The following is a 15,417-nucleotide window of genomic DNA, read 5'->3' on the forward strand; positions in this document are numbered from 1 at the left end:
GCTGCCCTGCCCGGGCGGCGGACCACAGACCCGGGCAGGTGCGGTCCGCCCACCTCGTACCATTCCCGGCCTGCCCCGGCCGGGCGCGCGGCTCTTCCCCTGGCGGTCAGCCCACCGTGGCGAGCGCCCCCGCCAGGCTGGGCGCCAGCGGCAGCAGCGGCAGCCGGGTCGCCTGGTAGGCGTGGTAAACGTCAGGTTTGCCGCTCCACGTGCCGCCGGGCGGGGGAGCGAGCGTCGGGTCGAGCTCGTGGTGCCAACTGCCCTGCACGGTGTCCACGAAATACGTGGCGGCATGGTCCCACCACGTCCGGTACCAGTGCTCGTAGCGCTCGTCGCCAGTACGCTGCCCCAGTACCGCCGCAGCGGAGATCGCCTCGGCCACCACCCAGTGCATCCGGGAGCGCACCACCGGAGTGTCGTCGTAGTCGAGGGTGTAGACGAAGCCTTCCGTTCCGTCCACCGACCAGCCGCGTGCCACGGCGGCGGCGAACATCGCCTCCGCGTCGGCGAGCAGCCACGACGGCGGGTCAGGCAGCGCCGCCTCCACGTGCACCAGGAGCCGGGCCCATTCCAGGACGTGGCCGACGGTGACCCCGTAGGGGCGGAACGGGTGGGCGCGGTCGTCGGTGTTGTAGTCGGCCACGACCTGCCAGTCGGGGGTGAAATGCTCGGGGAGCCGCCAGTCGCGGGGCGCGGCCACCTCGTGGACGAAGAAGTGGGCGATCCGCAGCGCACGCTCCGCCCACACCCGGTCCCCGGTGGCGTCGAACGCCGCGAGGAACGCTTCTACCAGGTGCATGTTGCTGTTAGCGCCCCGGTAGGGCTCGTCGGCGTGCCACGCGGCATCCCAGCTCTCCCGGCAGCGGCCTGTCTCTTCCTCCCAGAACCGCTGTTCGATCACTGCCGCGGCGGCGTCGAGGAGTTCCCGCGCGCCGGGCCGTCCGGCCACGGTAGCGCTTGCCGCTGCGAGGAGCACGAACGCGTGCTGGTAGGCCTCTTTGCGCGAGTCGGCGACCGTGCCGCGGGAGTCCAGGGCGGTGAACCAGCCGTCGTGCTCCGGGTCGCGCAGCGGCCCCGCCAGGGCCCGCAGCCCGTGGTCGGCGAGTGCGCTCGCCCCGGGAATCCCTTCCAGGTGGGCGAGTGCGGCCACGTGGGTGACCCGGCAGGTGATCCAGGTGTGCACTCCCTGCTCGGGGAGCGGTGCGCCGCTCCCGTCAAGCCAGGCGAAACCGTGCTCGGGGTGGTCGGCAGCAGCGGCAAAGTCCACCAGGCGGCGCGCCTCGGCGTCCAGCCAGGCCCGGTGTGCAGCTCGCGTGGTCCACAAGGTCATCGGTGGCGTTCCCCTCGGTCAGATGCGGACGTGTGAAACGCCGTCCCTCCCTCCGTGCCGTCGGTGCGGTGCAACGGCATACGCGCACGGCGCCGCGTGGAGGATACCCGCCGGGCTTACCGGGCCTCCACCTGGTTCACCGCGCCGGAGGGGCCGCACCTCGGAACTCCTGCTGATCTACGACATAAAGGTAGCGGGGATTGTTCCTTACCTGCCCGGAACCAGAAACCACCGAACCGAATCAGTAAGGACGAACCACTTTCGACAGGTCGAAAGCGACGGTGCACGTGTTCGGAATCCTGAGACCATGCCGGCATTCCCTGCCGCACGATCTGGCCACCCAGTGGCTGTCCCACCTGTGCGGACTGTGCCTAGCGCTGCGTGACGACTACGGCCAGGCAGCGCGGCTCGCCACCAACTACGACGGACTGATGGTCTCTGCCCTGGTTGCCGCTCAGACCGACACGGGCCGGCAGACGCGCCTGGCCGGACCGTGCCCGCTGCGGGGCATGCTCCGCGCTCCGGTTGCTGTCGGCGCGGGAGCACGCCTGGCAGCGTCGGTTTCCCTGCTCCTCGCCGCAACCACCGTGGCGGACCACGTCGCTGACAGAGACGGCGTGTACGGGAAAGCGCTGGTGCGCGGCGCAGCCAGCAGGCTGTCCCGGCACTGGGCGGCTGACGCCCACGACACTGGACGGCGGCTGGGATTCGACAGCGGGCTCCTGCTGACCGTGCTGGACCGGCAGCGCGAGGTAGAGGAGCGCGTCGGGCCGGGAAGCGACCTTCTGGAGGTGACCGCACCCACCGAGGAGGCGACCGGGGACGTGTTCGCCTCCACCGCGCACCTGGCCGGGCGGCCCGGCAATGAGGCTCCGCTGCGTGAAGCAGGACGGCTGTTCGGCCGGATCGCCCACCTGTTGGACGCGGTGGAGGACCTGGAAGCCGACCGTGCTTCCGGCACCTGGAATCCGATCGTCGCCACCGAAACGGACCTCGCCCGGGTACGGGAGCTGTGCGACGATGCTGTCCTGGGCGTGCGGCTTGCTCTCGCCGACGCCGAGTTCACCGACGACCGCCTCGTCCACGCTCTGCTCGTGCACGAGCTGGAGCGTGCGGTGCGACGCGTTTTTGCTCAAGCAGGTTACGGCGGGGGACACCACCGGGACCCTGGGGGCCCGCAGCCGGTGGACCATCCGGGCGGTGACCATGCTGACCGTTCGTCCCCGCGGTCCCGCAAGGTTCCTGACCAGGGCTCCTGGTGCTGCACTACGCCCAAGGCCAGTAACCCGCCGCGACGTCGCGGCGGGTTCGAGGGCTGCGCGGTCGCGCTGTTCATGACCTGTACCGGCCAGATATGCTGCCGCGACCCCTACCCGGGGCCGTGGACGGGCGAGCCTCGTGACGCGTGGTGCACGTCGTGTGACTGCGACTGCAACTGCTGTGATTGCGACTGCTGCTGAGCGCACCGTCCGGTCCACCGCGGGGCCGCTTGTCGGGGGAGCGCCCGGGCTGCGGCAAGCCCGGGCAGCCGACGTCCTGGATCGCCAGCAGTGACCGGAAGCCCAGGTCCGCAGGCCGGTCCAGGGCGGGCATGCCACGGGGAGACCACCTCGAGTAATAAAGATCACATCATCGGATGAGATGGTGTGGATTTTTTACTCCCCGTCGAGTGTTGAGAGCGGTTGGTACCCCTCCGTGTCCCTTGCCGTGGGACTGTTGCGCGCTGAAGGAGTGTAGTGACTCGCAGCGAAGCCTGCCCCCCAGTAACCCCATCCCGAAATTCCCAAGAAAACCCTCCGCCCTGCCCGGAGAGTGACTCCGAGCCGAGCGCGCCCGTACCGAGACGGCGGTCCACCGCCTTCCTCGCCGTCGTGCTGGGCGTCCTGGTCTCCGCCGGTCCGCTCGCCACCGACCTGTACCTTCCCGCGTTCCCGGCCATCGCCGAGGACCTGGCCACCACCGAGGCCCGCGTCCAGTTGACCTTGACCTCGTCCATGCTGGGCCTCGCCCTGGGACAGCTCGCCGTGGGACCGATGAGTGACGCGTGGGGACGGCGCACCCCGCTCCTCGTCGGCACCGCGCTGTTCATGGTGACGTCACTGCTGTGCATGTTCGTCACCTCAGTGGAGATGTTCATCGCCATCCGGTTTGTGCAAGGATTGGCCGGAGCGGCGGGCGCCGTCGTCTCCCACGCGGTCGTGCGCGACTTGTACGAAGGAGACGAAGCAGCCCGGTTCTTCTCCCGGCTGATGCTCGTCTCGGGGATGGCGCCGATCCTGGGCCCCCTGCTGGGCGGACAGCTGCTGCTGGTCGGTCCGTGGCCGTTGAGTTTCGCCCTCCTCGCCCTGATGAACGGGGTGGGGTTCCTCGCCGTGCTGTTCTTCCTCCCCGAAACCCTGCCGCGACACGACCGCCAGCCCATGCGGATACGGCCGCTGCTGGCCACCGTGGGGCGCCTACTGCGGGATCCGAGGTTCGTCGGACCCATGCTGGCGCTCGGCCTCAACTTCGGGATGATGTTCACCTACATCTCCTGCTTCTCGTTCGTGGCACAGAACGAGCTGGGCGCGTCACCGCAGATGTTCGGCATGCTGTTCTCGGTCAACGCGGTGGGAATGGTGACAGGAACCCAGGTGAACAGCCTGCTCATCGGCCGGGTGAGTATGGTCCGACGGCTCATGGGCGGACTCGTCCTAGGGCTGGGCGCAGTGGCCGCCATGGTGGTCATGGAGGTGACGGGGACAGCCGGGCTGGTCGCGATCTCGGCGGCGCTGGCCGTCATGATGGCCGGTATGGGCCTGGTGTTCCCCAACGCGACCACGCTGGCTCTGTCGTCGCAGCCGCCGTCTGTGGCGGGGACCGCGTCGGCTCTCGCGGGGTCGGCCCGGTTCGTGTTCGGCGGCATCCTGGCCGCGGTGGCGGGAATCGCTGCCGGGGGCGAGGCGTCCCTGGCGAGCATGGTCTGGGTGATGGCTGTGACGGGAGCGCTGGCCCTGGGGATTTTCGCGCTCAGCGCCGCGCTGGAACGGCGCGCCGTAGCCTGAGCGGGCGTTTTCTTCTTCCCCGCATCCTGGAAGCGGTTCTGTGCCGGGCGTTGTGCTGCGAGCGCCCCGCGAGTCTGTGCGGCCGGGTCCAATAGGGGAGGCTGCCCGCGGGCGGCTGCACGCCCGCGGTTAGGGCCCGGCCCTGGCTCCGAGGGGGCGGCATCCCGGCACCACCCCGCAGCTTTCCTGCTGCCCGTTCCCGTGCCGGAGGCATTCTGTGGCGGCCGCGAACACCCTTACCGCCGCGCCAATTGTGACCAAAAACACTGAAACTGGGCGGGTAGCGGCCCGGCCCCACCCGTGTTTGCTGTTTGACCAGGAGAATGGCGCGGGCTTTCCACGGTGGTGGCTCAGGGCTGGCACTGTAGTGCAGTGCCGGCCCTTCCGGTGTTTCGGGGGCGGATGCTGCCCGCGCTTCGGCTCCGCGCGAGGCAGGCAGCGGAGTGGTCCGACTTTTACCTTGTGTTTTCTTCTGATTACTCCCCGGTAGTGTGGGGGATGCGGGTCGAATACCGGCGCGCCCCGCTTCGCTGCGGCCGCGGCCCACCCCTGCGAGCTGTTGACAGACCGTGAGCTTGCCGGAAAGTAACGATTCAGTGCACAGTAGGGCACGTTCGGATGACCGGGGACAACGGGGGGAGGTCCTCCGGCCTTGCTGTGAGGGAGTGGGAAGGTCATGCGCCAGTCACGGACCTCAGATTCACCGCTGCCACGCGTGAACGTGCTGGGCGAGTTGGTGTACCTGTGCGCCGAGCGTGACGGCGACAACGCGGTCCTGCAATGTCCTGACGCGGATGGGTGGCGAGACGTGGGCGCCACCGAGTTCCTGACCTCGGTCACCAAACTGGCGAAAGGACTCATCGCCGCGGGCGTCGTACGTGGCGACCGGGTACTTGTTGCGGCCCCCGACGGCTACGAGCGGACACTGCTGACTTTTGCGGTGTGGGCCGCAGGCGGAGTGGTGGCGTGGGTACCGTCCCGGTGCTCGCCAGGGCTGCTGCAGTGGGCGCTGCGGGACAGCCGTCCCGCGGTCGCAGTCCTGCGCAACCAGCGGCAGGCGCGAGTGGCGGCGTCGCTGCAGCACGAGATTGTGGACCTGGGACGGGTGTGGGCGTTGGACGAGGGCGGGCTGGACGCGATCGCCAAGCCTGGCGCCTACATGGACGGCACCGCAGTGCGGTTCCGCGTCGAAGAAGGCAACGCTCAAGACCCGGCACTGATCTACTACACGCCGACCACGCGGCGGCGGGTGCGGGGCGCGGTGCTGTCCCACCGCAACCTGCTGGGCGCGGCCACGGCCCTCATGGAACGGCTCTCCCCGGTGCTGCGGGAGCTGCGGCCCGCCGATGCTGTAGCGCTGCTCGGCCCGCAACTCCAAGGATTCGCCACCTGCCTGGCAGTCGTGGCAGGGACGTTGGCCGGGGTGCGGATCGCTTTCCCCCGACCCGGCGAGGTCTTCGCCCACCAGGTCCGGGCGTTCGCGCCGACCCTGCTCGTGGCAGACGCTGAATTCCTGACCCGCGTCTACGAAGTGGAACGCTCGCGGGCCCAGCAGCAAGGCGGCTGGGACGGCGCCCAAGGGTTCGAAGCCGCTACCCGGTTGGCCGTCGACCTGGGCCGGAAGAAACGGCGCCCCTGGCAGCGGGTGTCGCGGGCCCTATACGACTGGGCGTTCGCCCGAGTCCGGGACGCTTTCGGCGGCCGACTGCGCGCCGTGGTCTGCCCGCAGGGCGGGATGGAAGAACAGGTGGCCTACTACTACTCGGGCCTGGGGATCTCTGTGCTGGAAGGCTTCGGCCTGGTGGAGGCCGGAGGGCTCGCCACCCTGACCGTCCCGGGAGAATGCCGTCCCGGCACCGTGGGCCCCCCGCTGGAGGGCACGGAACTGAAGATCGCTGAGGACAACGAGATCCTGGTCCGCGGCCCAGGAGTGTTCACCGGATACCACAACGCGATCTACGACGGCGGCCAGGCAGCGCAAGACGGCTGGCTGGCCACGGGCTGGCGCGGGGAGTTGGACGACCGGGGATGGCTGACCCTGTGGGGCCGGAAGGGAGACACTCCCTCCCGCAGCGTGGTGGAGGAGCCGCCCGCGGTCGGCAAGGTCGTGGCCGCCGATTACGCGGTCCTGGAGGCGCGCCTGTTGGAGCATCCGCTGATCAGCCAGGCGATCGTGCTAGGCGAAGGCCGCCCTTATGCGACCGCGCTGATCACGTTGAAACGGGACCAGCTGGAGTACTGGCGGCTGGTGAACAACATGCCGTTGACCACCCCGTTGGAGCAGGTCGCCTTGACCCCGGAGGTGGGAGAGGAGATCCGCCGGGTGGTGGAGGAGATCAACCAGGGCATGCCGCCGGAGTTGACGATCCGCGCCTTCCATGTGCTTCCGGAAGAGTTCACCCCGGCGAGCGGGCTGCTGCTGCCTTCCGGGCGGCTGCGCCGGGACGCGGTGCTGCGAGCGTTCGCTGAGGAGATCGAAGCGTTGTATGCGCCGTCGTCCCAGGAGGAAGGACACCAGTAACCCGCTGTGGCAGGTCGTGCGGGCGGGCCCGGCGGGTGGACCCCGCAGCCCGGTGCAGTGGGCAGAGCACTGGTGAGCACCAGAGCCGGGAGACGTTGGCGGTGTGGGCCGTGTCCCAGCCGGTGCCTGCGGCAGGCTGAGGCACGGCCCGCACCGCGCGCATCACGGTATCCAGCGTCTCCGGCGTCCTGCTGTCTTCGGCCCCGCCTGTACCGAGGTATCCCGGAGCGCTCCTTGGACCACCCGGCGTCCGGCCTGCCCCGGACATCCGGACGGCAGACCCGCGGACGGCCGTGCCCGGTCGTGCCGGGACGTGCGCCCAGGACTACCGACCCCACCTGCGTGGGGAACAGCACCGCGTGGCACGGTGACTCGTAGAGCACCAGCGCGTCGTCCCGCCCTGGGCGGCGGCCGTACCGCCGCAGGCTCCGAACCATCAGGCGCGAGGAAGCCGCCGGGATTCTGGGGACGTCGCATCAACCGAGTGGACTCAGGGGAGGCACCGTGCTGCCAGAGGTAGAGGCATGGTTCGAGCGGCGTACCAGCCATATGCGGGATTGGGACGCTGACGTCCTTGCCGGCAACAAGCAAGGCCAGCGGATCAGTGTGGTCCTCCCGGCACGCAACGAGAGCGCAACGGTCGGCACGATCGTGTCCAGCATCCGCACCGCCCTGTGCGAGCAGACCCCCCTCGTGGACGAGATCGTGGTGATCGACTCGCGGAGCACCGACAACACCGCTGAGGTCGCAGCCCAGGCAGGGGCTACCGTCTACCACCAAGACGAGATCCGCCCCGACCTGGCCCCCGGGGAAGGGAAAGGGGAGGCGCTGTGGAAGTCGCTGTTCGTGGTGAACGGGGACCTTCTCGTCTTTATCGACGCTGACCTGGTGAGCTTCACCCCCGACTACGTGACTGGGCTGCTCGGCCCGCTCCTCACCGACCCGGACGTGGTCTACGTCAAAGCCTGCTATGACCGGCCGCTCCCCGGCGCGCCAGGCAGCGCCTACGACGGGGGACGGGTCACGGAGCTCGTGGCCCGCCCGCTGCTCAACCAGTACTGGCCGCAGCTCGCCGGGTTCGTCCAACCGCTGGCGGGAGAGTATGCCGGGCGGGCTGACGTGCTGCGCCGCCTCCCGTTCGTCTCCCACTACGGGGTGGAGCTAGGGCTGCTCATCGACCTGCTGGAAACCGCAGGGCTGGACGCGCTCGCCCAAGTGGACCTGGGGGTGCGGGAGCACACCCACCAGAGCACCCCGGACCTGGGGGTGATGGCCGCGCAGATCCACCACACCGCGCGCAGCCGCTTGCTGCGTTCGGGGCGGGTGGTGGAGACCGGCGAGGTTGCCACCACGCTCGTGCAGTATGTGCGCGACGAAGCAGCGGACGGCTCCTATGTGCCGTATCCGCGCGAGACCGCTATCACGGAGCGGCCGCCGGTGGACAGCGTGGCCGAACCCGTGCTGACATGACCTCCTTCCCCGCTCCGGGCACCACGGATAGCAGCCCTGCCTGCTACGCCCGGGGTGAACTGGCGTGTTTCCGGGGATCTCCCCGGGAATCCGCCCGCCGATTTCCGCTGACCGGGGCACAACTGTGATGATGCACTCGTGTGGCGTTTACTGATCGGTGAGCTGTACCCCGAGGTGGAGTTCCTCGAACCGGCCAAGGAAGCGCTGTTCTGGCGGATCGAGGAGGCACTCGGCATGCCTGTTCCTTGGGAACTGGTGGAGCTGCTGCGGGAGACCAACGGGGTGTGGAACGAGTACGGCGACGCCGTGGTGTGGTCAGCCGAACGCATCATCGAAGACAACCTCGCCATGCGTTCCGAACCGGACTACCGGGAGCTGTATGCGCCGTTCGACAACCTGATGTTCTTCGGGGACAGCGACATGGGGCCCCAGTTCGCCTATGTCCATACGGGCTATGGGCCGGGCATCATCTCCTGGGACCACGAAACCGACGAGCGCAGGCTCGTGGTGGTGTCCCTGCGGGACTACCTGGTGCGCCGTTTCACCCAGGGCAGCGACTGGTTCCGGTGAGCGGAACTGCTCACGGCTGCCGCGGGCGGGGTACCCCGCGTTCCTCCAGCACGTGGCGCATCGGCGGGCGCTCACTGACTTGGACGTCCCAGTCCAGTGACTCGTAGCCGGAATCGGTCTGCACGAACTGGGTGATTCCCCGCGAAAACGGATGCTTGGGCACGACGATGCCCTGCCGGTGCATTCGCGACCACGCGGTGTCGAGGATCTGCCCCGCCATACGGCCCAGGGCTGCGGTGGACTGGTGGGAGTGCTCCCGGCTGCCCAGGTCGGTTTGGGCCATCCGGTCGACCCCCACCAGCTCAGCCAAGTCCACAAGCAGCGCGAACTCGACGCCGTAGCCGCAGACGAACGGGACTGACTCGAGGACGTCGCGCCGCCCGGCGTACTCTCCGGCCAAAGGCTGGATGAATCCGGACAGTTCCGGCCAGCACATGTTGAGCAGTGGACGGGCCAGCAGTTCCGTGACCCGTCCCCCGTCGAAGGGACTGTACGAGTTGGCTTGGCGGAGCGGGCGACTGTAGCAGCCTTTGACGTAGGCCAGGGACGGGTCGGCGAGCAGCGGGCCAACCAGGCCGGTGACGAAATGCGTCCCGAAGTTGCGGATGTCAGAGTCGACGAAGACCACAATGTCCCCGTTGGTGACAGCCAGCGACTTCCATAGTGCTTCGCCTTTGCCCCACAGTCCGGGCAGGTCGGACAGGATGTCGTCCTGGGCGTAGACCGTGGCCCCTGCGCGCGCCGCCACCTTCGCGGTCTCGTCGGTTGACCGCGAGTCGATCACGACGATCTCGTCGACGACCGGAATCTGTTCCACGAGGGATTCCCGGATGGTGGTGACGATCGTTCCCACCGTCTCCTGTTCGTCTTTAGCGGGCAAGACGACGCTGACCGTGGTGTCTCCTTTAAGGTCGGCAACGCGGGAGGCAGGCCACTCGAGGTGGGAACTCATCCGGTTGGACAGCCACTGGCGGGTGCGCGTTGGCATCATGGGCAACTCCTCACGGTTGCGGCAGGAGTCGACCGCCCGGTACCCCGGACGGGGGCGTCAAGCCCAGCGGATATGCGCACTATCCCTAACCAAGATTGCCCGATATGAACATCCAGGTACTGGTTTGGTGGGAGGATCCCCATATTTCGGCATGACGGCGCCCGCCCCACACCCCCGGGTGTGAGGCGGGCGGACCCGTACTGAGGCGGAGTCGTGGCAAAGCAGCCGAGGACCCCGGACTGCGGGTTGAACCGGGGTGACGATGGCTTTCCTGAGGGACGGGGCACCAGAATCGTCCATCCTGGTTCAAGCCGGTTGTGAGCACTCGTGTCAGCGCACGCTCAGCCCGAACGTGGACCCACATTCCAGACAGAGATTCTGAGATACCTCACCGTCGGGGATGCCTCTCCGCGGAGGATGGTGCTCAACCGCGGCACTCTGGAGCGTTGCGGTCACTGTCGTCGCCGCGGAGTTCTTCGACTGAGAGCCTCAGGGCCTGCAGGACTGAAGCGACATTTTCCAAGCTGATCAGGGTGTGGGGGTGGTTGTCGCCGAGGACGCGGCGGCGGATGGCGAGAACGTCGCAGTGTTCGGCCGCGGCCTCTACCAAGCGTCCTTGACCCTGCAGGAGTGAAGCGAGGTTGCTGCGGCTGATCAGGGTGTGGGGGTGGTTGTCGCCGAGGATGCGGCGGTAGGCGTCGAGCACAGCGCGGTGTTCGGCCTCGGCTTTCTCGAAGTGTCCTAGGGCTTGCAGGAGTGAAGCGAGGTTGCTGCGGATGGTGAGAGTGTGGGGGTGGTTGTCGCCGAGGATGCGGCGGTGGGCGTCGAGCACAGCGTGGTATTCGGCCTCGGCTTTCTCGAAGTGTCCTAGGGCTTGCAGGAGTGAAGCGAGGTTGCTGCGGATGGCGAGGGTGCGGTGGTGGTTGTCGCCGAGGATGCGGCGGTGGGCGTCGAGGACGGCACGGTACTCGGTCTCGGCTTCTTCCAAACGTCCCAGGTCGTGCAGGGCCAGGGCGAGGTTGTTGCGGCTATCCAGGGTGTCGGGATGGGTGGGGCCGTGCTCGTCAGCGCGTGTGGTGTAGGCCTGGCGGTGGGCGTGTTCGGCTAGTCGGTAGCGGCCGTCGGCTTTGGCGGTAATACCGATGGAGTGGGCGTCGGTCGCGGCGGCGTAGGTCAGAGCGGTGGTGATGACGTGTTCGGGCACGTGATCACCTGCCCGGGTGCGGCGTTGGACGGAGTCGACCAGATAGTCGAACACGTCGACGTGGTCAGGATCGTGGGGAGTGAGAAGACGGGTGGTGCCACGGCGTGGGCGGGTGGCCCACTGCCAGGCGTCGTCCAGGGCCTCGGGGTTGAGCCGGTGGCCGCCCTGCTGGTCAAGGTAGTGGCCGTGCACCTCCTCGATGAGACGCCGGGGGAGCACGGAAGCATAGCCGGCGCGGCGTAGGTCGACAGCGGCTGCAATAAGAGCGGCGCCGCGAGGGTGGCTGGGCGCCTGGGGATCGGTGTTCGCACTCCACGCGCTCTCCCATTCCGCCAGCAGTTGGGGGCCGTTGGCCAGGTACTCAGCGATCCCGTATTCATCGGCCTGCTGCAAAGCGTCGGCGATCCGCTGATCGCGGGCATAGTTCCGGGCGCGTTCCCGCTCAGCGGGGGTGAACAGGCGGGGCAGGAAAATACGGTGGGCGCGGCTCAGCAGGTCGTGGACCTTGCGATGAGTGTCTGCGACCGCGCTGTCCTCGGGAATAGTGCGCCACTGATTCTCTTCAGCGGCACGCAGAGTGGCCACTACGACGCGGTGCCCACGGCGAGCGGGGGCGAGCAGCCGAGAGACAGCTTCCCGGGTCAGCTCGGGGGCAGAAAACCAGGTGTTGATGTCGTTGAGCCACAGCACGCACTTGGGGTGCTGCTCAGCGGCCCGCAAAGCAGCGGCAATCCCTGAGACAGTGGTGGGGATGATGAGAGTGTGGTGAGGAAGTACGGCTTGGACTGCTTCGAAAGCGCACCGGGTTTTGCCTGCGGTGGAGTCCCCCACCACTAGCACAAACGTACTCGTGGCAAGGTGGGTGCGGAGCTCTTCGTCAACGTCACGGGGCACGAAAGGCGGTATCGACGCGGTTGCACCGCTAGTGGCAGCAGGGTGCACCCCCCAGTCTCGGGGGTTACTGAAATCCCGGACTTTGGGGAGCCTGCCCGAAGGTAAGGTCAGACAGCCCTCGCTGAGGGCACGATCTTGCTCGTCACGGCGTGTAGCGTCCTGCTCGTAGCGGTGCTGCCATGCCCCCAGCGCTAGTGCGGCCAATGCGGCGATCACGGTAGCCACAGTCACTGCCCAGGGCACAGTGACCTGGTAGGCGGCCAGCAGTTGTGGAGCCACGGCCACCAGCGCGAAAAACCCTGCTATGAGAAACGACCAGAGTGAACGTCGCCGCATACCCGCACCTTCGCCCCGCCAGCTTGCCATTTCCGTTTCGATGAGACGCAAGAGACAAGCATCCCAATCCCTGAAAACAGCAACAAGCCGGAATGCCGCCCCTGTGGCGCAACAACAGAGCGCGTAAGTACGCGCCGAGCAGCGACTCCGGCTTCCTGCACGGCTCGCGGCACGCCATACGAGACCTTTGCTATCGGCCGGGATACCTAGCCGCGGCCCACCTTGGACACTCCAGGGCTGCCGATGATCCTGCGAGGGTACGCACCGGCGAATCCCGCGGGGAGCCGACGCCTTGGCCCAGCCAGTGCGTCTAAGCAGTCGTGACAGGACAAGGGCCGCTCCTCTGCACGGAGCGGCCCTTTAACCACCAACCTTCCAGCCTGGAATCAGGCGGTGCGCGGCGCGGGAACCCGGCGGGCCAGGAACGCCCACCCGGCGAAGACCGCGCCGGCCGCGGCCGCGGTCACTAGCATCACCACGGACATCGACAGCAGGCTCGCCTCGCCGCCTTCCCCCATGCCGGTGGTCGCGGCCAGGCCGCCGCCGATCGCGAACTGCAACGCGCCCAGCAGGGCGGAACCGGTGCCCGCCACCGAGGAGGGCTGGCTGGCGATCGCCAGCGTCGTAGCGTTGGGCGAGATCAGCCCGGTGAAGAACATCATCGTGAACAGTGCGGCGGTTACGACGACCACGTTCGCCTGCTCGGAGATCGCCAGACCCACCAGGACAGCGACCGAGGCGAGAGCGCCGAGCAGCCCGGCCAACAGCCGGCGCGGGCCGTCCATCCGGTTGATCAGCATGGTGTTGACCTGGTTGCCCAGCACCATGCCCAGCGAGTTGACCCCGAAGATCAGGCTGAACTGCTGCGGGGTGGTGCCGAATTCGCTTTCGGAGACGAAGGAGAACGCGGAAATGTAGGTGAAGGTCATCGCGAAGCTCAGCGACATCACCAGGGTCGGCCCCATGAACCGCGGGTCGAGCTGCAGCCGCAGCAGCGCACCCAGAACCGAGCCGCGCTGGGTGCCGCGGCCGGCAGCCGGAGTGCGGGGCAGGGTCTCGGGCAACGCCACATACACCAGGACCAGGTTCGCCACGCCGATCAGGGCGAGCACCACGAACAGCAGCCGCCAGGAGCCGGCCAGCAGGAGCTGGCCGCCCAGCATCGGGGCAACCATCGGCGCCACTCCGGTCAGCAGAGACAGTCGGGAGAAGAAGCGGGCACTGTCCTCTCCGTGGAAAATGTCCCGGACCACGGCGCGGGAGATCACCGCGCCGGCCGCGGCGGAGAAGCCTTGCAGCAGCCGCAGGGCGCTCAGCACCTCCGTGGAGGGGGCTACCGCGCTGGCGAGCGAAGACAGGGTGAACACCGCCGCGCCGATCAGGAGAGGAAGCCGACGCCCCCAGCGGTCGCTGAGCGGGCCGAGCACGAGCTGTCCCACGGCCAGACCCACCATGATCGCGGTGAGGGTCAACTGCACCTGGGACTCGGTCGCCCCCAGGTCAGCGGCGATTTCCGGGAAGGCAGGCAGGTACAGGTCAGTGGCCAGCGCGCTCGTGGCGGTCAGCAGGCTCAGCACGAAGACCAGCAGCGCCGCGGAACGCTGGGGCCGCTGCTGCGGCCGGGGCGCAGAGGTCGGACGCCGAGGAGCGGGCGCCCGGAGCACGGCGGAGATCACAGGCGTGCGAGAACGCAGAGCGGTCAGAGACAACGGCAGACTCCGGAAACACGTCGAAGGGACGAGACAGGAAGACGGTGCGCCAGACGGGGGCGCAGGAGAATCCGCTGGGGCCGCACTCGGAACACCTGGGGTGTCCCCTCCGTCGTGCCCTCACACGGAGGCGGTTCGCACGAGAACCAGAAGTCCCGACCGAGGTCAGACCAGAACCTCGCGGGGATACGCGCCTGACAACAACACGGGGCGGCAGGGATAATCCACCGAAATCCGGTTATGGGGGCGTGACGTGCGGCACGTTCCCGAAACAGCGTCGTCGCAGGGGAAACCGCGGGCTGTGAGGGCCGCCACCGCGGCGGTGCGCGTCCGATAAGACCACGCGCCACACTCCGCTTCCCCGCATTCGAGGGCTGGGCGGGACGCGGCGAAATATTCCCGATCCGATGGAGACGGGTATGCAGTACCACGTATTGGCCTGCGACTATGACGCCACACTCGCCTCAGAAGGCAAGGTTGACGCCGCGGTCGTGGCCGCCTTGGCGCGGCTGGCCGCGTCAGGCCGCCGTCTCGTTCTGGCGACCGGCCGCCGTTTCGACGACCTGTGCAGCGTCTTCCCCGACGTGGCGCTGTTCGACCTGGTCGTCGCGGAAAACGGCGGGGTGCTCTACGATCCCAGGCGTCCTGTCCACTGGCCGCTGGCTGCGCCGCCTCCCGCCGAGTTCTTGGCCCGGCTGCGCGCCCGCGGCGTGGACCCGCTCGCCGTCGGCGAGGTGATTGTCGCTACTCGTGACCCGCACGACCGTGCTGTCGACGACAGCATCCGAGAGCTGGGCCTGGCCTTGCAGGTGATCCACAACAAGGGCGCCGTCATGGTGCTCCCCCGCGGGGTGGACAAGGCGTCAGGGGTGGCCGCTGCCCTGCGTCGCCTAGGGCATTCCCCGCGGGCCGCGGTCGCGGTAGGGGACGCGGAGAACGACTGCACCATGCTGCGCATGTGCGGGCACGGGGTGGCGGTCGCCAACGCGTTGGAAGCAGTGAAGCAGGCCAGCGACCGGGTCACCGCCCACCCCAACGGTAGGGGAGTGGTGGAGCTCGTGGACTGGCTGCTCACCGCGGATCCTGCGGATCGCTCGCCGTAGGGGCCGCACCCCGGCACGGCCGTGACTGTGCGCGGCGGCGAAAGCAGGGCATGGCGGGGAAGGCTCCCGAGCATAGTGGGAACAGTGCCGGGACCGGCTTCCTGGGCACGGTTCGTCTCGCGACGTGCGCAGCACCATCCCTGGACGGGGACATCCCACTCCCGAGTGTCCGTTATCGTCAGGAACACCGGGGTGCGGTCACCGGTACCATGCCCGAACTGTTGGCGCTACGACGTCCGGGGTAC

General features: G+C 68.3%; 10 protein-coding genes. 6 read left to right on the top strand and 4 right to left on the bottom strand.

Translation table 11 applies throughout. From position 1 onward, the window contains the following. Window positions 1–106: 106 nt before the first annotated feature. A complete protein-coding gene (locus tag CW348_RS04555) occupies window positions 107–1,330 on the bottom strand; it encodes an AGE family epimerase/isomerase (RefSeq protein ID WP_104612718.1) in 1,224 nt (407 codons plus the stop codon). A 287-nt stretch (window positions 1,331–1,617) separates the two neighbouring features. Here CW348_RS04555 and CW348_RS04560 point away from each other — a divergent pair, with 287 nt between their 5' ends. The 5 genes from CW348_RS04560 to CW348_RS04580 all read left to right on the top strand — a co-directional run bounded on the left by CW348_RS04560 (window position 1,618) and on the right by CW348_RS04580 (window position 8,935). Further along, window positions 1,618–2,790 carry a DUF5685 family protein gene (locus tag CW348_RS04560; protein WP_258076863.1) on the top strand — a complete coding sequence of 391 codons (1,173 nt, stop codon included), beginning with the start codon at window positions 1,618–1,620 and terminating at the stop codon, window positions 2,788–2,790. A 276-nt stretch (window positions 2,791–3,066) separates the two neighbouring features. Next, window positions 3,067–4,374, top strand: a complete 1,308-nt coding sequence (locus tag CW348_RS04565) for a multidrug effflux MFS transporter (protein ID WP_104612716.1) — start codon at window positions 3,067–3,069, stop codon at window positions 4,372–4,374. Window positions 4,375–5,050: 676 nt separating this feature from the next. Next, window positions 5,051–6,895, top strand: coding sequence for a long-chain fatty acid--CoA ligase (locus CW348_RS04570; protein ID WP_011292159.1), 1,845 nt, complete (start codon window positions 5,051–5,053; stop codon window positions 6,893–6,895). A 504-nt stretch (window positions 6,896–7,399) separates the two neighbouring features. Beyond that, the gene (locus CW348_RS04575) at window positions 7,400–8,365 is read left to right on the top strand and encodes a glucosyl-3-phosphoglycerate synthase (protein ID WP_104612715.1); all 966 of its coding nucleotides are present in this window, start codon (window positions 7,400–7,402) and stop codon (window positions 8,363–8,365) included. Between the two features lie 138 nt (window positions 8,366–8,503). Then, window positions 8,504–8,935, top strand: a complete 432-nt coding sequence (locus CW348_RS04580; RefSeq protein WP_011292157.1) for an SMI1/KNR4 family protein — start codon at window positions 8,504–8,506, stop codon at window positions 8,933–8,935. 10 nt (window positions 8,936–8,945) lie between these two features. Here CW348_RS04580 and CW348_RS04585 read toward each other — a convergent pair whose 3' ends face one another. The 3 genes from CW348_RS04585 to CW348_RS04595 all read right to left on the bottom strand — a co-directional run bounded on the left by CW348_RS04585 (window position 8,946) and on the right by CW348_RS04595 (window position 14,069). Next, window positions 8,946–9,926 carry a glucosyl-3-phosphoglycerate synthase gene (locus tag CW348_RS04585; protein WP_011292156.1) on the bottom strand — a complete coding sequence of 327 codons (981 nt, stop codon included), beginning with the start codon at window positions 9,924–9,926 and terminating at the stop codon, window positions 8,946–8,948. 424 nt (window positions 9,927–10,350) lie between these two features. Next, window positions 10,351–12,360 carry a tetratricopeptide repeat protein gene (locus CW348_RS04590; RefSeq protein ID WP_287462914.1) on the bottom strand — a complete coding sequence of 670 codons (2,010 nt, stop codon included), beginning with the start codon at window positions 12,358–12,360 and terminating at the stop codon, window positions 10,351–10,353. Window positions 12,361–12,746: 386 nt separating this feature from the next. Continuing rightward, a complete protein-coding gene (locus CW348_RS04595; RefSeq protein ID WP_011292154.1) occupies window positions 12,747–14,069 on the bottom strand; it encodes a multidrug effflux MFS transporter in 1,323 nt (440 codons plus the stop codon). A gap of 419 nt (window positions 14,070–14,488) precedes the next feature. Between CW348_RS04595 and CW348_RS04600 the strand changes: the two genes are divergently transcribed. Continuing rightward, entirely contained in the window at window positions 14,489–15,172 is a 684-nt protein-coding gene (locus tag CW348_RS04600; protein ID WP_011292153.1) for an HAD family hydrolase, read from the top strand. The last annotated feature ends 245 nt before the right edge of the window (window positions 15,173–15,417 follow it).

The organism is Thermobifida sp., from assembly GCF_017577275.1.
Classification (GTDB): Bacteria; Actinomycetota; Actinomycetes; order Streptosporangiales; family Streptosporangiaceae; genus Thermobifida; species Thermobifida fusca.